Here is a 21,426-nt window from a genome sequence, read left to right as displayed (position 1 = left end):
CAGCCCCGCGCCCTGCTCCAGGCTACGGGGCCGACCCACCGGGGACGACCCGGTGCAACGTTAAGAATCGCGCGAGGCCGGGCGGACGAACGGGAACGCGAGCGTGGCGCGGATGTTCTGGCCGGTCAGCATCATCATCACCCGGTCGACGCCGATGCCCAGTCCACCCGTCGGCGGCATCGCGTACTCGAGCGCGCTGAGGAAGTCCTCGTCCAGCGACATCGCCTCGGGATCGCCGGCCGCGGCCTTCAGCGACTGCTCGGTGAGCCGCCGCCGCTGCTCGACCGGGTCGACGAGCTCGGAGTACGCCGTACCGATCTCGGCGCCGAAGGCAACCAGGTCCCAGCGCTCGGCGAGCCGCGGCTCGGTCCGGTGCGTCCGGGTCAGCGGCGACGTCTCCAGCGGGAAGTCGGTGTAGAACGTCGGCAGCGTCGTGTGCGGCTCGACGAGCTCGTCGTACAGCTCCAGCACCAGCTCGCCGGCGCTCAGCTCGAACGTCGTGTGCACCCCGTGCTTGACGCACAGCTCCCGCAACGTCTCCACGGACGTATCCGCAGACACCGGTACGCCGGTCGCCCGGGCCACCGCGTCGTGCACGGTGATGACCGGCCAGTCGCCGGAGATGTCGATCTCGCCGTCCGGCCGTTGCACGACCGGTTTGCCGAAGACCGCGGTCGCGGCCTCGATCAGCAGCTCCCGGGTCAGCTCGCGCATCACGTGGTAGTCGGCGTACGGCTGGTAGGCCTCGACCGAGGTGAACTCCGGGTTGTGGGTCGCGTCCGCGCCCTCGTTGCGGAAGTTTCGGTTCAGCTCGAAGATCTTGCCGAGCCCGCCGACGCTGAGCCGCTTCAGGAACAGCTCCGGCGCGATCCGCAGGAACAGGTCGGTGTCGTAGGCGTTGATATGGGTCTGGAACGGCCGCGCGTTGGCGCCGCCGTGCACCGCCTGCAGCATCGGCGTCTCGACCTCGATGAACCCGCGGTTCTCGAAGCCGTTCCGCATCGCGCGGACGGCGGCGCTGCGCTGCTGCATCATCCGCAGCGAGTCGGGGTTCATCACCAGGTCGATGTGTCGCTGCCGCACCCGGGCCTCGGGGTCGGTGAACCCCTTCTGCTTGTCCGGCAACGGATGCAGGCACTTGGCCGCCATCATCCACTCGGTCGCCGCGACCGACAGCTCGCCGCGCTTGCTCGTCACGACCTCGCCGGTCACGCTGACGTGGTCGCCGATGTCGACGAGTCGTCGCCAGTGGTCGAGCGCCGCATCGCTGCACGCATCGGCGGACAGCATCACCTGCAGCTGGACCAGGCCGTCCTGGATCTGCGCGAACGACAGACCGCCGTGGTTCCGCATCCGCAGTACGCGGCCGGTGACGGAGACCGTGTGGCCGGTGTGGTGATCGGGCGGCAGGTTCTGGTGCAGCTCGCGGATCCGCTCGATCGTCTCGGTCCGCAGCACCGACACCGGGTACGGATCGATGCCGGCAGCAACAAGTCCGACCAGCTTGGTACGGCGGATCTGCTCCTGCTCGGTGAGTTTGCGCTCCGGAAGAGTCGGCCGGAGCAGGGTTTCCTCCTGCTCACGCACGGTCGCGGCGAACCGCTCACCGTCGCCGGCCTGAATCGCGTGCCGTTCACTGCTGGTGGCCTGGTCGACCCGGGTCCACGGCCGGGGCGCGGGGAGGAAGCCTTCGGCGGTCCCGGCGGCCAGCAGCAGCCGGGCCAGCGAGACGCCGCGGGCGTAGCAGATCAGTCGCGGCGACCAACGGGGCAGGTATTTCTCGTTGGACTGGTAGAGGCTCTCCAGCTGCCAGAAGCGGGAAGCGGCGGTGAGCAGTGCGTTCGTGAGCCGCAGCACCGGGCCCGCGCCCACCCGCTCGGCGTCACTGAAGATCTCGCGGAACATCGCGAAGTTCAACGAGATCCGGTGCAGACCGAGGTCACCGCACGCCTCCACCAGGGAGGTGACCATGAACTCCATCAGCCCGTTCACGGACTCCGGATCGCGACGCATCAGGTCGAGCGAGACTCCGCGTACACCCCAGGGCACGAACGACAGCAGACCGCGGACCTCGCCGTCGGCGTCCCGCGCGATCACCATCACGCAGCGCGCGTCGGCCGGATCGCCGAGCCGGCCCAGCGCCATCGAGAAACCACGCTCGGTCTGGCCGCCGCGCCACTTCTCGGCCAGCTCGACGTACTGCGCGAGAGCCTCCGGGGACAGGTCGCCGTGCCGAACCACCTCGGCGCGGTAGCCGGCCCGCTGGGCCCGCGTCACCGCCTGCCGGACCGGCCGCATCGTGCGGCCTTCGAGACTGAAGTCGGCGACGTCGATGATCGCCTCGTCACCCATGGCCAGCGCCCGCAACCCGGCGTCGACGTACGCGCGGGCCGCTTCTTCGCTGGCCGACACGACCGCCGGGGACCAGCCGTACAGCCGGGCTTCCTCGGTCCAGGCCTCGATCGCACCGGGCCAGGCCGCGGGATCACCGAGGGGATCACCACTGGCCAGGCTGACCCCGTTGACCACCCGATAGGCGATCGCCGAGTCGCCGGCCGCCGAGAAGATGACCGCCTTGTCCCGGCGAGTCGCGAAGTACCCGAGGGAATCGCGCTCACCGCTCTCGAGCAGCAACCGGCGTACGCCGAGCTCCTCCGGCTGGGTCAGGTAGCGGACCCGGCGGGCCGATCGCAGGAAGATCGCGAACGCGAGCACCAGCGACGCGGCCGAGATCGCGCTGACCACCAGCCCGACCCACCCGTGCCCCTGGTGACCGGCGAGCTTGCTGTGCTGCTGACCGAACGCGGCCACCACCGCCCAGCCGATCTTCTGCCGCTGCCCGCTCAGTGTGTTCGGGAAGATCTGGGTCAGCGTGACGCTGACCGCGACCGAGATCAGCATGCCGGTGATCAGCGCGCCGATCGCGAGCCGCCGGCTGCCCGGCGCCAGCCGGGCCGGAAACGCGCCGCGGATCTTCCACAGCAGCACGATCAGCGCGCTCACCACGACGACCTGCAGGATGCCGAACTCGAGATCCTTGATCGTGATCCGGTCCAGATCGTCGATCCAGTCCGACTCCGGGTTGGTCAGCTTGACCGTACTGAACGCGACGAACGCGATCAGGCCGAGCAGCCACAACCCTTCGAACACCCACAGCACCCAGAGCAACGCGGCGCGTTTCCCGCGCAGTAGCGCACTGCCGACGACGGCGAGATAAACGGCCGGGAAGAACGTGTGCCCGGCCGGGATCCCGAAGAAGTCGAACGCCTGGTCGACCCGTCTCACATAGGCCGGGGCGAACAAATGCAACACAATTGCAAGGAACGACCAGATCGACGCGAGCACGACGACCCGCCCGACCCACACCGCAGCGCGGTGCTGCCACGCCGGAATCACCTTCGACTGTTCAGACCGCACGCTGCGATCATCCCACTCCCGGGGCCGAACTTTCGGTCGTGCTAGCTCTACCTTCCGGGTATACCTGAGGCGACAGTCACAGCCTTGGGTCATATGGAAGGCTTACGGCCATGCTCGCCGTCCCCGAGGGGTTCCCGTACCGCCTGACCCGGAACCTGATGATCGCCGCCGGCATCCTCTACTGCAGCCTGCTGCTCGAGGCCGCCGCGGGCTATCCGCTGAACGTCCACACGTCGTTCCTCAGCGAGTTGGGCGCGCGCGACCAGTCGACCAGCCTGTTCGCGCGGGCGATGGATCTCGGGGCGAGTGTGCTCGTGCTGGTCGCCGCGATCCTGTCCCGGCCGGCGGCGCGGATCCACCGCGACGTCAAAGGCCTGATGATCAGTACGGCGGTCTTCGGCCTCGGGACGCTGTTCGACTCGTTCTTCCCGATGGACTGTGCGCCGTCGGCCAGCGAGGCGTGCCGGCTGGCGGAGGCGCACGGGCACGAGGGTGCGGAGTTGGTCGTGCACGAGGTGACCTCGACGCTCGCCGGGCTCGGGACGATGGCGGTCGGCGTGTTCGCCATCCTCGTCCTGCGCCGCATCGGCTGGGGCGGCGCCTGGGGCCGGGTGGTCGCCGTACTGGCTGGAGCGGTGGTGGTGACGAACACCTGGCTCGGCCTGGAGACCGGGCTGGAGGTGCTCAGCGGGGACGACCTGCACCCGCCGGGCATCCTGCAACGCGTCGCGATCTTGCTCGTCTGTGTTTTGCTGGCGGTGTTGCTTCCCGCTCTGAAGCGAGGTTTCCGGCGATGACGACACCATGGATTCTGCTGCCCGGGATGGCCGAGACAGCGGAGGAGTTCGCGCGCGTCCGCGAGCTGCTGCCGGAGATCGAGCTGCACGTGATCGATCCGTGGCAGACGCCGGTGAACGCGGATCCCGCCGTACTGCGGGCTGCCGCCGGCGTGCCGGCCGGAGTTGCGGTCGGGCTGATCGGGCACTCGATCGGCGGGCTGGCGGCGCTGCGCTGGATGCTGACGCGGCCGGACGAGGTCGTGCGGCTGGTCCTGGTCGACTCGACGTTGCCGTCGGAGACGGGGCAGCGCTGGCTCTATCCGGGGACGGCCGGGGACCGGGTGATCCGGGCGGCGCTTGGTTTCCTCGGCCTGGTTGGCTTGCCGAAGCTGCTCGGTCCGACGGTGCGTCGGCAGATCGTCAAGCTCGGGAGTGTTGCCGGACAGGATCCGTTGCCTAAGGCAACCGGGCGACGACTGTACGGCGATTCTCGTTCCTGGCAACGGTTCTGGACCGAATTGACTGCGAGCTGGCTGGCGGCCGTTGCGGTGGGCAAGCTACTTCCGGGGAGCGGCGGCGTACCGGCGGTGTTGCTGGTGGCAACCGGTGGCACCTCGAAGCGTGGTGCCGACGACTGGCTGGCCGGTCAACGCGAGTTGGCCGCGGCGTTGTCCGGACGCGTCGAAGTCCTCACCGACTCGGCCCACCTGGTCCATGTCGACCGCCCCGACGCCATCGCCGCGGCGGTTCGCTCCTAGGTGGTGCTGGTCAGCGTCGGGGTCGGGAGCTTGCGCTGCCAGACCTCGTCGAGCGCCATCCGCATCGCACCGGTCACGACCGCATCCTCGGCCAAGGCCGACAGCTCCAGCTTGGGGTGGTTCAGCGTCAGCAGCCGCAGCTGGTCGGAGATGGCGTCCAGCAGCACCGCGCCGGCTCGAGCCACACCGCCACCGATCACCACAGCAGTCGGATCCAGAACCAGTACGGCGGGCGCCAGCGCGCGAGCGAAGTCGCGAGCGACCTGCTGCACGACCGCCTGAGCCACCGGATCCCGCTCAGCCGCGGCGGCGAAGACATCCGCCGTGTCGAGCTGGTCACCACCGAGCTCGGCCAACCGAGAACCCGGGTTGTCGAGCGCAGCCTGGCGGCCAAGGGTGGCGATCGCCTCCGAGCCGACCGCACGCTCCAGCGGCCCGCGGCTGTCCTCAGGGTTGATCACGTCGTCCGGCGCGGTCGCGATGAAGCCGATCTCACCGGCCGCACCCGTCCCGCGGTGCAGACGGCCGTCGATCACGATGCCGGCACCGAGCCGCTCACCCCACTGAACCGCCAGCAGCGTCCCCGTGCCGCCCCGAGCCGCCGCGATCGCCAAAGCGGCCAGGTTCGCGTCGTTGTCGAGGATGACCGGGCAGTCGAGCAGACTCCGCACGTGCTTGATCAGGTCGATCGCGGACCAGCCCGGCACACTCGGTACCAGCTGGACGCGACCGGTGTGCTCGTCCACGATGCCCGGGCTCGCCGCGACCGCCGCCGCGATGTCATCCGCCGGCACCTCGGCCTCGGCCAGCGCTTCCGTGATCACCTCGCTGATCACCCCGAGCAACTCCTGCGCGGTCCAGCCCGGACCAGAACGCCGTACGAGCGAGAGCTTGCGACCGGCCAGATCGGAAACACCCACGGTCACCCGGTGCGGACCGACATCCAGCCCGAGCACCGGCGCCGCGCGCCCACGCAACGACACCCGGATCGCCGGCCGCCCCAGCGAACGATCCGCCGAATCCGGCCCGTGCTGCTGCAACCAGCCCGCATCCAGCAGCTCGTCGACAGCCTGCGCGACCGTAGGTCTGGCCAGCCCCGTCCGCTCGACCAGTTCGGCAACACGCAGCGGCGCAGGTGCCGACCGGCGAACCGCGTCCAGAACCGCGGCCACGTTGATCCGCCGCAGCATCGTCGTACCGCCGCCGCCGACCGTTCCCTTGCTCATGTCCGACCCCTTGCCTGCCACCCGCCCACTCTATATACAAAGCGAGCGTTCATAAATTACGTTCTGAGGTCAGTCTTGCAGCACGGTCCGCGCGAAACTGCTCAACGCCTCCCGATCGGGCTGTTGGGTTTTGGTCATCAGGCTGGCAACGTGCTTCTCCACCGTTCGCGGCGAGATGTGCAGACGTGAAGCAATCGACTTGTTCCCGATCCGGTCGACGAGTAGCCGGCACACCTCGTACTCCCGGGTGGTGATCCCCAACCGCCGAAGATCCGCGGGGACTTGGTCACTCCCGGTCCGCCGCTGCGAAACCGTCGCCCCAAGCTGGCGCAGCAATCCGCGGCACGCGCTGGCTACCGGCTGGACATTCGCGTCGTGGAAGTACTCTTCGGCCTGCCGCAGCCATCCGATCGGGTCGCCCCAGCCATCGGCGTGCGCCGGCTCGGCCACCAATCGCATCCCGAGGTGCCGAGCCATCGGGAACAGCGACGATGTCTCCAGGGCCTCGGTCATCTTGGCGCTCGCAGCGTCAGCTTGGCCGTCGCGCCCCAGCAGAACGGCATGAGCCATCTGGACGAACTGCTTGTTCCAGCGCATCCCACTCGCTGCCTTATCGGCGAGCGCCTCGAAGTGCGGCCAGCTGTTCCGGCCGGCCAGTACGCCGAGCAGCAGGGCCAGACCGTTCTTGCCGGAGGTGTGGAACGTGGTCGGATTCTGGGCGTCGTACGCGAGCGCCTGCGCCATGTCGGACTCGGCGAGCTCCCGGTTCTCCTCCAGCAGCGCGCAGAAGGTCCGGCCGAGCCCGTACGAGACCGGCAACTCGTACGGCATGTTGTCACGGGCCAGGCCGGTTGCCTCCTCCAACGACTGCTCCATCGCGCTCCGGCGGCCCCGATGGGCTTCGAGAATCCCTCGGTATGCCAGGAAGAACGTCGCTGTCCCGTTCAGCCGGAGCCGGCGAGTCACCTGGAAACCCTCGTCGATGGTCGCGGCCGCGAGACTGTACTCCCCGCGCAGGACCGCCTGCAGAGCCAGGATGCAGTTGACCTCGTAGGCCAGCGTGATCGCACCGATGCGCAGTGCCTGCTGCCGAGCTCGCTCCAGCTCCGCGACACTGCCGGTGGCCAGACAGATGCTGCCGCCCTCGTAAACGTGCGCCAGGATTCGCTGCAGCGCCATTCCATGTTTTTCGGCGACCTGGCGAGCGCGCCGGAAATAGTCGATCGACTCGTCGAGATCACGCTCTCGAGCCAGCATTCCGAGCAGCTGGAAGGCTTCACAGGCGACGTCCGGCAGGTCTGCCTGCTCGGCGGCCGCGGCGGCCCGGGTCGCCAGCTCGGTCGCAGTACGCAGGCGGCCGGGGTTCGTCCGGGCCAGCTCGAGATTGGCGGCCAGGATGTCGACCGGCGCAGTGTCGACGGGGTCCGCGCCGCTGCCGAGGAACGTCCGGGCCACGGCCAGATGGGTCTCTGCCGCCGCTTGCCGACCAGCCGCGTACTCGGCGAATGCCAGGTGCACGTGCAGCCCGGCCACCTTGCGGTGGTCGAGATTGCGGTCAGCCATGTCGTCGACAGCGGCTGCGTGGAGGGCGAGGTCGTCGAATTGCCCCACCGTTCTCAAGGCCACCAGAAGCAAACCCAGCACCTCCGCGCGCTGCTCGAGGTCCGGGTCGGCTGCCAGCAGCCTGTTCGCGCGCTCGAGAAGTTTGACCGCAGAGCTGGTGGAGCCTTCGTCGAAAGACCGTCGGCCGGTCTGTGCGAACAGTCGGCCCGCACGGCCCAGATCGCCGCCGGTCTCGGTCAGCTCGGCCACCATCGGAGACCACTCGCCGGGCAGACCGGGATGCAGTTCCTCGATCGCGTCCGCGCACCGTTGAGCCAGCTTGGCGCGCTCGGTCGGCGTCAGGCCGGCCAGCAGCGCATCGGCGGTCAGCGGATGGCAGAACGCGTACCAGTCCGGAATCGGTTCGTCCGGCCCGACCAACTGCGCGGCGACGCCTGCACGAAGGGTTGCCAGCAGCAACCGCTCGTCGGTCCCGGTCGCCTTGCGGACGACGCTCAGTGGAAACCGGTGCCCAATCACGGCGGCCAGGACGAGAATGTCGCGAGACTCACTGCCGAGTTGATCGGTGCGGCTCGTGATGCTCCGGACCACTGCGGCGGGTACGTTGGTGCGGAGCCCGTCGATCATCTGCAGGCTGCCGTCCGGCCGCGCCAGGAGCTGCCCCGACCGGCTGGCTTCCTGGAGCAGTTCCTCGACGATGAACGGGACGCCGGCGCTGTCCTGCCACAAACGTTGACACAGCTCGTCCGGCAGACCGTCGACCGGAACCTCGAGGCAGGCGGCCGCGAGCTCGACAACCTCGGCGGGCTGGAGCGGCTGCAGCTCGAGGAGGCCGGCCGAGCCGCGTTGCGCGGCGATCCTGGCCAATTCCGTTGCGTGGCAACGATCCGGGCGCACTGTCGCGACCAGCGCGATCTGCTGGTCCTCGAGGTTGTCCAGCAGGTACTCCACGACGGCCATCGTCTCCGGGTCCGCGTCGTGCAGATCCTCGAGGACGAGGAGGCAGCCGCGGTCACGGCCGACCAACGAGAGGAGACGGAGGACGGCCTCACCGAGCACTACTGGTGAGGCCGTTGCGTCGTGGGCGGTCCCGTCGTCCCAGTCAGGGACGAGTCGTCCAAGCACCTGCCGGTACGGCCCGAGGCTGTCCGGGTCCGGCATCTCGCCGCGCCGGATCAGGGCCAGCAGCGCCTCGGTGAAAGGGCGGAAAGCGACCATCGTTCCCAGTGCGCCGACCCGGCCGCGCAGTGCGGCCATCCCATGGTCGAGTGCATCTGCGGTAGCGAGCGCCGCGAGGCGGCTCTTGCCGATTCCAGGCTCGCCGACCAGGAAAACGGCACCCCCGTGCCCGGCGCGTGCTGTGGCCAGCAACTGAAGGAGCTGGTCGATCTCCGAGTTCCTGCCGACCACCCTGGGCGAACGGGTCTGCATGGTGGCCACTGTAATCACCGATTGCTGATACCGCAGCGGTACCGGCGAGGTCGGCCGGACAGACGTCCGGCCGACCCCACTGGTTCAAACGCTCGCTGGACGGAGGTCAGTGATGGCTGACCGACGTTGTCGTCTGAGGATCGCAGACCGCTGTGACGGCGGCAGCGAACGCAGACAAACCGACCACGCCGGTCAGAGCCATCGCCCGGGCGCCGATCCGGATGCGGGTCGGCAGGGTGACTGGGCCCAGGGGGTCGGTCTCGGTATCGGCCTGGCTGGAACACTCGTCGTTCTGGAAGTTGTCGTTCTGGGCGGACATGTTTCTTCTCCTGTTGCCGAATGGACGCAAGCCGGAGCACCCGAAGCCGATTCGCGCCAGACCGGTCAGCAGATCTGGAGACGGAACCGCACGAGGTGCCCGGGAGCGTGGGCGTGCTGTTGGTACCGCAGCGAATCGCTCAGGTGCTGATCACCGTGGTGGTGACGGAATCGAACGATCCCATCGCGACGGCGACTCCTGACAGTCCGACCACACCGGTCAGGGCCAGTGTCCTGGCGCCGATCCGGAGGCGGGTGGGCAGGGCGATCGGGCCTAGCGGATCGGTCTCGGTCGCGGCCTGGTCAGCGTGGTCGCGACACTCGTCGTTCTGGAAGTCGTGGTTCTGGGCGGTCATGCGGTTCTCCCCTGTGCTGTGTGAATGTCAGCGCATTGCAGTGCGCCGCCATCCGGTGGTTGATTCCAGCAACAGCACGGACGGCACGCGTTCTGGGAACGCCAGCCGGAGCAACCCGTAGCCGATTCCCGCCAGACCGGTCAGCAGACCTGGAGATGGAACCGCACGAGGTGTACCGCACTGTGGTCCGTACTGCTGTAGTGCAGCGAGCACCAGCCGGATACGGGTTTGCCGTACCCCCTCAACGGCTGGGTGTTCGCTTCGGTCGATCCACGCCAGTGGTTCGACCGCGCCGAACTCGCCATGACACAAACTGAGGTCTGCGAGTACCGGACGTTCGGAGGCGGTCCTCAAATACATTTCGAGGTCCACGGGTTTTCCTGCCGCCAGTTGAGCCAGGGTGGTGCCGGCATCGCCGGAACACCAACCAGGACTGGGGTTCTGGCTATTGCGGTCTAGATCGGCTGCGGCCGAGGCTGCGGCCGCGTACTTGTCGCCAGGGACGGCGTACCGGCCGAGTGCCCAGGCGATGCCCTGGTAGCCGCGGGCGAAGCCTGCGCGGGGTGCGGCCTGTCCGTTGCCGACGACCTGGACCAGGTCGTCGGCGTAGCGCTGAGCGAGCCGGGCAGCAGCCGGTACGTCGCGGATCGCCTGCATGGCGGCGAGCCCGCCGGCCGCGCCCTCGGCGTACGTCGGGAACTCCGTCGGGTCCAGCGTGAGCTGACTTGTCAGGCCGAGTGCTGCGCGGAGCCAGGTGGACAGCTCGGCGTCGCCGAGGAGCGAGGACAAGCGGTCCAGTCCGTAACTGATGCCGCCGAGGCCGTGCAGTCCCGGGCCGATCAGCTGCGTCGATTCCAGGTCGGAGGCGAGCGCCTCCAGCAAGTGGGGGACGGGGCGAATGACATCGCGCGCCAACTCGCAGTACTTGCTCTCCCCCGTCAGTGCGCCGACCTGGGCGAGGAAGAGCGCCGTACCGGTGTAGCCGTTGGTGAGTCCGGCGCCCATCGGCCGCACTGCCCAATGGTTGTCGTCGAGGAGTTCCAGTCCGATCCAGTTCGCCGCACCGCCGGTTTGACCGATGACCTGGGCAATGATCTCGTCGGCGATGTCGGTGGCGGCTGCCAGTACGCCGTCCGGGTCGGCGCCCGCGGTGCCGAGCGATTGCCGGGTTGTCGTGCTCCTGTGGACGATCGGTTCGGGCCGGGTGGCCAGGGTCGCCGAGATCAGCCACCGCTGCCGGTGCTGATCGACATCACTCAGCGCTGCGATCTTCTGCTCGACCTTGGCGAGTCCGGCGGCGGCGAGCACACCAGGCAGGCGGGTGCCGTCGGACGCCCAGACGTCGCTGCTGCCTGGCTGGACCGTGAACAGCGGAATGTCTCCGGCCCACATGTCGTCCAGCTCGTGGGGGACGAGACGGTGCAAAGAAGGATCGGCCTCCCACAGGAGGTCGAGCAACTGGCTCCGCCCGTCGGCTCCGCGAAGGGCGTTCGGATGCGTGGCCTCGTCGAGCAGGCCCGCGTACAAGCTGGTGTTGCGGGGCACGAGGCGCACCTGGTCGGATGCGCAACGGGCCAGCATGCCGCTCGGTCCGAGGAGCTCTCCGCGGTTGCGGGCGATCGCTTGATAGGCGTCGCGGAAGCCCATCAGTAGGGCGGTCTCATGGTCACGTGGCTCGATCGCTGCGCCGCCGAGCGTCGGCCTGTTGTTCGCGCCGGCGACCATGCCGGGCACTCGGACCAAGTGCATCGAATCCATCCCGGCATCCGCCCATTCGACACGCAACGAGGCAGTCGCTGCGGCGTCCCCGCCGAGCCCGGAGATGTCGGCCACCGAACCGCCTTCTCCGACAAGCAGAAGCGGCAGCAAGGCTGTGCGCGAGACCGAGCTTCGAAGTGCCCGGTTCGCCGGGTCGCCCCCGGTCGTGCCAGGCGGAGTCGGGGACGGGTGGAACAGCGTTTCGATGTCCACCAGCACCGGGTGTTCGCCGTGGGCGATGAGGTTTTCGTAGTGCATGTCGGTGCCGTCGAGGACGTACAGCAACGCGAGTAGCGCGCCTTGGCGGTGGTAGAAGCGGCGTACGGCGCCTGCGTCGGGGCAGGGGGCGGCGGTGACGAACTCCAGCCAGCCATAGTCGGTACGGCGTTCCAGGCGGACTGTTTGCAGGTCCAGACCGGTCTTACTGTTCAGCCAGTCGACGAACTCGTTGAAGTGGCCGTGGAGGTCGAGGGGCCGCGGTTTGTACACGACGCGGCGGCCGTCGGCGAAGATGAGGATGGCGGTGCAGCGGCCACCGCGGTGAGCGTCGCCGCTGGTCTCGATGGAGACCAGAGCGCCGGGATCGCGGCCGTCCAGGAGGCCGGTGACGAGCGACTCTCGGTCCTCGGCGAGTCGTGCCAGCAGTTCGAGGTGACCCTCGATGCTCTGTCGGCACGACTCGCCCAGGACCCGGGCCAGCACCGGATAGGCGGCCAGGAGTTCCGCCAGCTCGCTCCCTCCGACGAGCCGGTGGGTGAAGTTCAGGAAGCGCAGTGCGGGAGTGGCGCCGACGAGTTCGCCGCGGTCGCGGGCTCGGGCCAGTTCCAGGACCAGGGTGCGGCTTGCGAGTTTGACCAGGCGGAGGCCCAGGCGGCTCAGGAACTGCTCGGTCAGTACGCCGGTGTGGCCGGCGGTGGTCAGGTCGTCGCGGGCGACGGTGAGGAGCGGCTGCAGGCACTCCAGGAAGGCCTGCTGCCAATCGTCGCCGACTGCCACCGGGTGTGGGCACGGGTGGGCGGCGGTGCTGCGCTCGACGTACTGGGCCCAGGCCGGCATCGCGCCGGACTGCTCGTCCGGCCGCAGTGCGGCGGACCACCAGGCGCTGTCGCGCTGATCGGTCCGGGGCGGACTCGCGGTGGTTGAGCTGAGCATGCGCTCAGGCTGCCATCGGCAGTCGGTGCTCGACATGGGTATCGGGCCCCCATATTTCTCGGCCGGACAGGGGATGGGGGATGACAACGAAGGGCAACTGCCGCGGGGCGACGACTGGGGGTTGATCACCCCGCGGCAGCAGCGCCCGGCCGGCCTTTGGTGGAAGGCGGGCCGGATCAGTGGGGGAGCGCTACTACGGCTCCCAGTTCTGCTTCTGCACTCGTCCTTGGCCTCCTCTGCCGCGAATTCTGGAAGGAATGCCGGGAACACTGCCTGACAGGTCAGGCAGACGGCAAGGGATCGGCGCCCCCATCTTTCGCCGGAACGTCGGACGAAAACATGGGGGCAGGACCCCCATGTGAAAACGCGCGTGCGCTGCGACGGTGAGCAGGTGCTATCTCCCGTCGCTCCTGGTTTGCCGGTGTCTGCGCACTCGGTGCTGGACACCGTTCCGCAGCTGCCCGGTCAGTCGGCTGCGGCCGCACTCCGGGAGACCGCGGAGGTTGCACAGGCTGCCGACGACCTCGGCTACCGCCGGTTCTGGTTGGGGGAGCAGCACGGCGTCCGGGGCGTCGGCAGCGCAGCACCTGCTGTGCTCGCCGCAGTTCTGGCAGCACGGACCGATCGGATCCGGCTCGGCTCGGCCGGCGTTCTACTGACCAACCACCAGCCGCTGGTGATCGCCGAACAGTTCGCGGCGCTCGCTGCGGCGTACCCGAGCCGGATCGATCTCGGTGTGGGCCAGCAGTTCAGCCACGCACCCAGTACGGCGGCCGCGCTCGGCGGTAGCGCCCGGGACACGTTCCCGCAGCGACTCGACGAGTTGTGCGGGTTCCTCCGGGACGGGATGCCCGGTCGCGCACCTGTGGGCGATGTGCGGCTGGCACTGGCCGGGCTGCCGCCGCCGGTGCTCGTGTGCGCCGATCACCCCGGTGCGGCCGCGGTTGCCGCCGTACGGGGGTTGCCGGTCGTGGTGCAGCACCACAGTGCGACGGCGATGACCAGTGCGGCGGTGGCGGCGTACCGGGATCACTTCGAGGCCAGTGGGCCGACGGTGAAGCCCTACTTGGCGGTGACGATCGGAGTGGTCGCTGCGGACACGGAAGAAGAGGCGATCATCCGTTTCGCTGAATACGTGCGAGTGAAGACGCGGCTCAGTGTGGCCTCGCCGCGCGCGACCACAGCCGAGCTGATGGCGTTGCTGGAGCCGCCACTGACTGGACGCGAGCGGGGTCGCGCCGAACGGCTTCTGGACGACCCGGGACATGTGGTCGGCTCCAGGACCTCCGTGGTCTCGGCACTCGGCAGTCTGGTCGCCGGTACGACGGCTGACGAGCTCATGCTCGTCCCGCTCGCCTTCGACGGGCTGGTGCGGTCGTCGATCCTGCGCACGATCGCAGCCGGTCTGACGCGTGCGATCCGCACGGTCCCGCGGCACGCTCCGCCGCTCATTGCCACTGCCTGACGGCGACCTATGGTGGGTACATGGACCAGGAGCAGGCCGTTGTCGAGGGATGTCCGACTGAGCTGTTCATCGGGGGCAAGTGGAGAGCAGGTGAAGGCGGCCGCACGCTGGCTGTCGAGGACCCCTCCACCGGTACGACGCTGTGCGAGGTCGCCGATGCCAGTCCGGCAGACGGCGTGGCCGCACTGGACGCCGCGGTAGCAGCACAGGCCGACTGGGCTGCGACACCGCCACGCGAGCGCGGTGAGATCCTGCGCCGCACCTACGAGCTGATGACCGAGCGCACCGACGAGCTGGCGCTCTTGATGACGCTCGAGATGGGCAAGCCGATCGCCGAGTCCAAGGGTGAGATCGCGTACGCCGCCGAGTTCTTCCGCTGGTTCGCCGAAGAGGCAGTCCGGATCGAAGGCAGCTACCAGGTCGCACCCAACGGCAAGGGCCGCTTCCTGGTGATGCGGCAGCCGGTCGGCCCGTGTCTGCTGATCACGCCGTGGAACTTCCCGGCCGCGATGGGCGCCCGCAAGATCGGCCCGGCGGTCGCGGCCGGCTGCACGATGGTGATCAAGCCCGCCGCGCAGACGCCGCTGTCGATGCTGAAGCTGGCCGAGCTGATGACCGAGGCCGGCCTGCCGCCCGGCGTACTGAACGTCCTGACCACCAGCGACTCCGGTGGCGTGATGGAGCCGCTGATCCGCGACGGCCGCGCGCGCAAGCTGTCCTTCACCGGCTCGACGCAGGTCGGGCGCAAGCTGATCGAGCAAGCCTCGGAGCAGGTGCTGCGGACCAGCATGGAGCTCGGCGGCAACGCGCCGCTGCTGGTCTTCGCCGACGCCGATCTCGACCAGGCCGTCGAGGGCGCGATGCTCGCGAAGATGCGCAACGGCGGCGAAGCCTGTACGGCGGCCAACCGGATCTACGTCGAGTCGCCCGTCCTCGAGGAGTTCTCCCGGCGGCTCACCGAGCGGATGAGCGCCCTGACCGTCGGCCGCGGCACCGCGGACGGTGTCGACGTCGGACCGCTGATCGACGCGGCCCAGCGGGACAAGGTCAAGGACCTGGTCGACGACGCGGTCGACCGCGGCGCCCGCGTCCTGACCGGCGGATCGATTGCCGAGGGCAACGGATACTTCTTCCCGCCGACCGTGCTCGCCGACGTACCGCGGGACGCCCGGTTGCAGAAGGAGGAGATCTTCGGCCCGGTCGCCCCGCTGACCGCGTTCGACACCGAGGACGAAGCCGTCGCGATGGCGAACGACACGGAGTACGGGCTCGTCTCCTACCTGTTCACCAACGACCTGACCCGCGCATTGCGCATCTCCGAACGCCTCGAGACCGGCATGATCGGCCTCAACCAGGGCATCGTCTCCAACCCCGCGGCGCCGTTCGGCGGCGTCAAGCAGTCCGGCCTCGGCCGCGAAGGCGGCTCGGTCGGCATCGACGAGTACCTGGAGACCAAGTACGTCGCCATCAACATCTAGTTATTCGGCCAGCCAGCGCTGCACGGTCTCGGCGTCCGGGCGCGGGCTGGTGCCGATGGCGTGCGGGACGAAGCGGGCGTAGTAGTCGGTGATCGGCCCGTCGGACTCGCGCACCATCATGCCGGCAGCGGATCCGTCGACGATCCAGCTGCCGAGCACGGCCTGGTTCCCGTCGTACGACGGGAGTGGGTGCCACTGCTGGTAGACCATGGTCTCCATGTCGTAGGGACCGTCCTGTGTGTGGTCCTCGTCGGCGGTGTGGATGACGATGTTGCTGCCCTCACGGCCGTGCAGCGGTTTGGCCACCCACTCGGTCAGGTCGCCCGGATGTCCGAAGTACGAGGGCAGCAGGTTCGGGTGGTCGGGGTAGAGCTCCCAGAGCACCGGCAGGATCGCCTTGGTGGACAGCATGGTCTTCCAGACCGGCTCGATCCACTGCACCGGCTGGCGTTCCGTGCCGGCCAGGATGAATCGGCCGAACTGCTCGTCGAGCATGTCCTCCCACGGGTACAGCTTGAACGCCGTCCGGATCGGTCGGTTTCCCCAGTCCACAAAGGCGCGCTGCGCGGAGTCCCAGCCCACGTCCTCGATCTGATGCCCGTACGTCGCCAGTCCGGCCATGGCGGCGGTGTCGCGCAGGTACGCGACCGTCATCTCCTCCTCACCGGAAGTCTCGGCGGCGGAGTGGAAGAAGTGCGCCTCGTTGCCCGGCAGACGACCCGCAGCGAGCTGGCGGGCCCACCACTGCACCAGGCGGTCGTGGACCGAGTTCCACTGGTCGGCGTCCGGGAAGACGTCCTCCAGCCAGTTCCACTGGATCACTGCGGACTCGACCAGTCCGGTCGGGGTGTCGCCGTTGATCTCCAGCATTTTGGGGTGCGTGCCGTTCCAGGCCAGGTCGAAGCGCGCGTACATGGACAGGTCCTCGCGCTTCAGCGACTGCTGGACCAGAGCGAGGGTGCCGGGCGCCAGACCGAGCTGGGTGTCGGAGAACCGGTCACCGGTCGCCATCACCTCGGCTGCGTGCCGGCACATCGCATAGAGCTCCTCGGTGACGCTCTCGAGGTGCAGCACCTCGTCCATGGTCACCTCGTACCAGGCGCTCTCGTTCCAGTACGGGCGTTCGGAGCCGTCGGGCATGTCGGTCATCGGGAACACCAGTCCCTGCTGGACGACCTTGTCGCGCCAGCCAGACCGCGGCTTAGTTGTGTGCCGCCACATCAGCCGCCGGACCTCCCATGGCTGGAGTGGCCGAAGCCACCACGCGAGACGGTGCCGATGTCGCCACCGCTCTTGGACAGTCCACCACGCTGGATGGTCGGCGAACCACCACTGCCGCCGCCTCCTGTCCGGTCGTCCCGCTCTCGGGGGACGGTGTAGGTACCGTTGCCTCTGTAGTACCTGCCACCGATGGGCGGTACGTAGGCAGAGCTCCGAGTCGCCATGTAGAACCAGAAGAACCCTGCGCCCGAGCCGTGGTACTCCCGCTCGTCCTTGCAGTTGCTGTCATCGACCCTGGTCTCCGTCTGCGGATCGACACAGATCGCCGCATAGTCGGCGGTGTCGTCGTCGCTGGAGCACCCGGTGAGAGTGGCCGCGACCAGCGCGGTCAGGCCGAGCGTGATGCCGGCACTCCGCATCCGCCTGATGTTCACCTCAAGACTGACGAGGTGGTCATGTCAGCGGTTCCCGTTCATGAGCTGAGTCACAGTGACCAGCTGGAAGCCCCGTGCGCGCAGCTCCTTCACGATCGGAACGACTGCCTCGTCCGTGTACGGCGCGTTGTCGCCGCCGTGCATGTGGAGCACCACGATCGAGCCGTTCTGCACGTGGGACAGCACCTGCTTGATGATCGGCTTCGGTGACTTCGCAAAACCGTCAGCACCCGGTACGTCCAACCCCACTGCGGTCACTCCGGCCGGGGCCAGCTCGTGCAACGCCGTACCGTCGTAGCAGCCGCCGGGGAACCGGAACCAGCGGGTGGCCTGCCGGTCCAGCTGGTCCAGCTGTTTGACTGCCTTCTGGACGTCGGCCAGCATCTCCGCGCGCGGGACCGTGCCGAGTGTGTAGCAGTGCTTGGTGAAGGCGCGATGGTCGTAGGTGTGCGTGCCGAGCTCGAACAGTGGGTCACCGGCCAGCTCCCGGGTGACCTGCGGATACTGCTCCATCCACATGCCGGTCAGGAACATGGTGGCCGGCACCTTCAGTGTGCGGAGTTCAGTGATCAGTTGGGCGTTGTAGTACGACGTGACCTTGCCGCTCAGCAGCCGCTTCCGCATGACTGCTGTCAGGTCGGCGTCGAAGGTCAGGGCGACCCGCTTCTGGTCTCGCGGGCCGTGGTCGACGATCGGCATCAGGTTGCTGTTGTGCGACTCCCCGGGCCGGCCGCTCGGCGTAGGCGTACTTGGCGTCGGTGAGCTGGGCGGGGGAGTGGCGCTGGGTGTGGGCGAGCTGGGCAGGGGAGTCGGCGTGGGTGTCGTACTCAGTGGCACGACACCCGTCGAGGGCTCCTCCTCTGCGCAGCCGGACATCATCAGTACGGCAGCCAGCAGCAGTGCGATTCCCCGTGCCCCAGTCACAATCGCCCAGTATGGCTCACTCTCCGGTCAGCAGATCGTTCACCGAGCGCAGCACCGGTACGCCGACCTCAGCCGGAGCGCTCGCTCCGGTGACGTGGAAGGTGTGGCTCTCGCCGGCCGACAGGGTGATCAGGCAAGAATCCACCCGCGCAGCCGGGTCCAGGCGGTCCGGGAAGAGCGCCAGGTCCTTGGCCAACGCGGTCGCCGTGACAGTGACGTCGTACCCGTCGCTGGTCGGGGTGACCTCAGCTGTGTAGGCGTTGGGCGCGAGCTGCAGTTTCGTGTCCTCGACGAAGTACCAGTACGCCGTCGTGCCGTCGTCCGCGCGGACCTCTAGATACTCGGTGGTCGAGTCCAGCGAAATCAGCGACACCGGCACCGTGTTCAGCGTGGCGGAGCGGGACTCTACTTCGAGAGCGATGCTCTCGCGGGCGAACACCTCGCCGCCCGGACCGGTCGCCCGCCGGGTCAGCGTGACCCTGGTCGACCACGCTTCGTCGGAGTCGTTGTGCGCGGCAACGACCAGCCCGTCGGCGGTCGGCTGCACGCTGAGCAGGCGATCGGCGTACACGCGCTTCAAGGCGAACCACAACGGCTTGCGGATCCCGTGCCCGTCGACCGCGGCCCACGACACGACCGGCCAGTTGTCGTTGAGCTGCCAGATGATCGCGCCGGTGTTCAGCGGGAACAGGCTGCGGAAGTGCTCGATCCCATAGATGATCGCCCGCGCCTGATTGAGCTGCGTCGTCCAGTGCCAATCGTCCATCGTCTTCCACATCGGCAGGTGATCACCAAGACCGCGCTCCAGCTTGAGGTTGCCCTCGAACGCCTTCTGGTGCACGAGCATCTGCTCGCCGTACGGGTCGAGGGGTTCGTCGTGCACCACCGAGGTCAGTGTCGACCAGGCCGGAGGGCCCTGGAACCCGAACTCCGACACGAAGCGCGGCTTGTACTTGCGGTACGTCGAGTAGTCCACCTGGTTCCACACGTCCCAGATGTGCATCGTGCCGTTGCGCTCGTCGTTCGGGTGGATGAAGTGGTCGTACGAGTACGGGCTGCCCGCCGAGTATGGCGTCCGCGGGTCGATCTCGGCGACGATCTTCGGCAGCAGGTCGAAGTAGTAGCCCTCACCCCACTTGCGCCCGGCCAGCGGCGCGCGCCAGCCCCACTCGACGTACCCCCAGAGGTTTTCGTTGTTGCCGTTCCAGACGGCGAGGCTGGCGTGCTTGCTCAGCCGGGTGACGGCCTGCTGCGCCTCGGCCTCGACCTCGCTCCACAACGGCTCCTCCTCGGAGTACGCCGCGCAGGCGAAGAGGAAGTCCTGCCAGACGAGCACGCCCTGCTCGTCGCAGATGTCGTAGAAGTCGTCGGTCTCGTAGATGCCGCCGCCCCAGACGCGCAGCAGGTTCATGCCGGAGTCGAGCGCGTCCTGGATGCTCGTCTCGTACGTCGAGCGGTTCAGCCTGGTCACGAACGCGTCGTCGGGGATCCAGTTCGCGCCGCGGACATAGATCGGCTTGCCGTTGACCGACAGGACGAACGGTCCGCCGTCCTTGTCGGGGGCAACGTTCATCGTGATGTCGCGGAAGCCGACCCGGCCGGTCCAGGTGTCGTCGCCCGCGGTAACGGTCACGTCGTACAAGGGTTGGTCGCCATGGCCGCGCGGCCACCAGAGCTCGACGTCGGCGACGGTGTTCGTCAGCACGACGCTCTCGGTGCCCGGGGCAACCGTTGCTGTGGCTGTCGTCCCGCCGACCTCGACGGTCACGGTCGTCTCGGCAGCGCCTGTGCTCCACGCCAGTGCCACATGCGTCGTGAGGACGCCGTCCGCGCTTGCCAACGGACGGACCGAGTCGATACGGACACCGCTCCAGGACTCGATTCGGATCGGCTTCCAGATCCCCGCGGTCGCGAGGTCCGGGCCCCAGTCCCAGCCGTAGTTGCTGGCCATCTTCCGGATCGCGTTGTAGGGATGCTTGTTCGTGTGTGGCCAGAGCCCGAGCGACTCGGCGAACCGCTGTGCCGCCTCGACCGGAGCCTCGAACGCGACCACCAGTTCATTGCCTTCAGCAACCAGAAGACCGGTGACGTCGAACCGGTAACCGCGGTGCTGGTTGCGGGTCCGGCCGAGCTCGGTTCCGTTCAGCGTCACGGTCGCCACCGTGTCCAGTCCGTCGGCCACCAGTTCCTGCACGACGTGCCCGTCCGCGTCCCAGTCGAAGGTCGTCCGGTACGTCCAGTCCGTCGAGCCGATCCACGCCAGCTTGCTCTCGTTGTCCCCGTCGAACGGGTCGGGGATGAGGCCGGCCGCGAGCAGGTCGGTGTGCACCTCACCAGGCACGGCTGCCGCGACCGGAGTGGTCAGCACCCCGGCGTCGGCCTCGGGCACCGGCCCGGCGACCGCCTGGAGGGTCCAGGTGGCGCCACCCTCGGTGGTCAGATTCTTGCGAGCTGTCACAGCGGACTCCAGAAGGACGTGAACCGGTTTAGTCAGGACAAACTACAGCTCCCAGACCGAAGTCCGGGAGCTGCAATTCAGGGAGCGAGAACGTACCGCTGCCAGATGTCGGCGAGCGCCTCGTGGCCGGCGGCCGAAGGGTGCACACCGTCGTCGGCGAGCGTGGCCGGGCCGACCTCGGCCGCGAGCCGGTTGAGCTCGACATCGGCCGGTACCAGGATCGCGTCGTACTCACGGGCAAGCTTCCGGACGACCTCGATCTTCGGGTCGAGGTCCTCGCGCCACTCGGCGTGCTCGGGCTTCACCTGCAGCACGAACGGCTCGACCAGCACGAGCGGGCACTGCAGCGGCTCGAGCAGTTGCCGGTACGACGCCTCGTACGCCTCGACCGGGGTCGGGTCGTTCTTGTCGTAGCGGCGCCAGGTGTCGTTGATGCCGATCAGGATCGACACCAGCGACGGCTCGAAGGCCAGGACGTCGGTGGACCACCGCGCGACCAGGTCCTTCGCGCGGTTGCCGCTGGTCCCGGCGTTGACGATCCGGGGCCGATCATCGCCGAGGTCCTCGGCGATGTCGCGAACATAGGTGTTTCCCAATCCGGTGGGATCGGTGCGATGACCGCCGTCGGTGACGGAGTCCCCGGCGAACACGACGGTCCACCGGGGATCCAGCTGAAGTTTGTTCACCA

Annotated in this window: 15 protein-coding genes; 4 read left to right on the top strand and 11 right to left on the bottom strand. The window is 68.4% G+C overall.

All coding sequences use genetic code 11. From position 1 onward, the window contains the following. Positions 1-60: 60 nt before the first annotated feature. Positions 61-3,417, bottom strand: coding sequence for a bifunctional lysylphosphatidylglycerol synthetase/lysine--tRNA ligase LysX (gene lysX / locus ABZS29_RS07380; RefSeq protein ID WP_355459411.1), 3,357 nt, complete (start codon positions 3,415-3,417; stop codon positions 61-63). A 110-nt stretch (positions 3,418-3,527) separates the two neighbouring features. Here lysX and ABZS29_RS07375 point away from each other — a divergent pair, with 110 nt between their 5' ends. Together ABZS29_RS07375 and ABZS29_RS07370 are read left to right on the top strand one after the other, a co-directional pair. Next, positions 3,528-4,214: a DUF998 domain-containing protein gene (locus ABZS29_RS07375; protein WP_355459409.1), complete on the top strand. Its 687-nt coding sequence runs from the start codon at positions 3,528-3,530 to the stop codon at positions 4,212-4,214. Beyond that, positions 4,211-4,954, top strand: a complete 744-nt coding sequence (locus ABZS29_RS07370) for an alpha/beta hydrolase (protein WP_355459407.1) — start codon at positions 4,211-4,213, stop codon at positions 4,952-4,954. The genes ABZS29_RS07375 and ABZS29_RS07370 overlap by 4 nt, the downstream gene beginning before the upstream one ends. On the opposite strand, the gene ABZS29_RS07365 is transcribed toward ABZS29_RS07370, so the two are convergent. From ABZS29_RS07365 to ABZS29_RS07345, 5 genes are all read right to left on the bottom strand, one after another. Continuing rightward, complete coding sequence (locus ABZS29_RS07365) at positions 4,951-6,180, bottom strand: ROK family transcriptional regulator (protein WP_355459405.1); 1,230 nt, start codon at positions 6,178-6,180, stop codon at positions 4,951-4,953. The two genes, ABZS29_RS07370 and ABZS29_RS07365, sit on opposite strands and share 4 nt — an antisense overlap. Positions 6,181-6,249: 69 nt before the next feature. Then, the gene (locus ABZS29_RS07360; RefSeq protein ID WP_355459404.1) at positions 6,250-9,174 is read right to left on the bottom strand and encodes an AAA family ATPase; all 2,925 of its coding nucleotides are present in this window, start codon (positions 9,172-9,174) and stop codon (positions 6,250-6,252) included. Positions 9,175-9,280: 106 nt separating this feature from the next. Then, a complete protein-coding gene (locus ABZS29_RS07355; RefSeq protein WP_355459402.1) occupies positions 9,281-9,493 on the bottom strand; it encodes a hypothetical protein in 213 nt (70 codons plus the stop codon). Positions 9,494-9,632: 139 nt separating this feature from the next. Then, positions 9,633-9,848, bottom strand: a complete 216-nt coding sequence (locus ABZS29_RS07350) for a hypothetical protein (RefSeq protein WP_355459400.1) — start codon at positions 9,846-9,848, stop codon at positions 9,633-9,635. Between the two features lie 27 nt (positions 9,849-9,875). Continuing rightward, a complete protein-coding gene (locus ABZS29_RS07345) occupies positions 9,876-12,758 on the bottom strand; it encodes a type 2 lanthipeptide synthetase LanM family protein (RefSeq protein ID WP_355459398.1) in 2,883 nt (960 codons plus the stop codon). 421 nt (positions 12,759-13,179) lie between these two features. Between ABZS29_RS07345 and ABZS29_RS07340 the strand changes: the two genes are divergently transcribed. Beyond that, a complete protein-coding gene (locus ABZS29_RS07340; protein WP_355459396.1) occupies positions 13,180-14,223 on the top strand; it encodes an MsnO8 family LLM class oxidoreductase in 1,044 nt (347 codons plus the stop codon). A gap of 20 nt (positions 14,224-14,243) precedes the next feature. Next, positions 14,244-15,701 (top strand): NAD-dependent succinate-semialdehyde dehydrogenase, encoded by a 1,458-nt coding sequence (locus tag ABZS29_RS07335; protein WP_355459395.1) that lies wholly within the window; start codon positions 14,244-14,246, stop codon positions 15,699-15,701. Here the strand turns inward: ABZS29_RS07335 and ABZS29_RS07330 are convergent, their stop codons facing one another. From ABZS29_RS07330 to ABZS29_RS07310, 5 genes are all read right to left on the bottom strand, one after another. Then, entirely contained in the window at positions 15,702-16,922 is a 1,221-nt protein-coding gene (locus ABZS29_RS07330; protein WP_355459393.1) for a glutathionylspermidine synthase family protein, read from the bottom strand. Next, positions 16,922-17,341, bottom strand: a complete 420-nt coding sequence (locus ABZS29_RS07325; protein ID WP_355459391.1) for a hypothetical protein — start codon at positions 17,339-17,341, stop codon at positions 16,922-16,924. Before ABZS29_RS07325 ends, ABZS29_RS07330 begins: the two co-directional genes overlap by 1 nt. Positions 17,342-17,380: 39 nt before the next feature. Beyond that, positions 17,381-18,280: a polysaccharide deacetylase family protein gene (locus ABZS29_RS07320; RefSeq protein ID WP_355459389.1), complete on the bottom strand. Its 900-nt coding sequence runs from the start codon at positions 18,278-18,280 to the stop codon at positions 17,381-17,383. Positions 18,281-18,296: 16 nt separating this feature from the next. Next, entirely contained in the window at positions 18,297-20,738 is a 2,442-nt protein-coding gene (locus ABZS29_RS07315; RefSeq protein WP_355459387.1) for a glycoside hydrolase family 2 protein, read from the bottom strand. A 77-nt stretch (positions 20,739-20,815) separates the two neighbouring features. Then, positions 20,816-21,424 carry an SGNH/GDSL hydrolase family protein gene (locus tag ABZS29_RS07310; protein ID WP_355459385.1) on the bottom strand — a complete coding sequence of 203 codons (609 nt, stop codon included), beginning with the start codon at positions 21,422-21,424 and terminating at the stop codon, positions 20,816-20,818. Positions 21,425-21,426 lie beyond the last annotated feature (2 nt).

Source organism: Kribbella sp. NPDC005582 (genome assembly GCF_040605415.1).
Classification (GTDB): Bacteria; Actinomycetota; Actinomycetes; order Propionibacteriales; family Kribbellaceae; genus Kribbella.
This window is presented reverse-complemented; position numbering and strand designations above follow the sequence as displayed.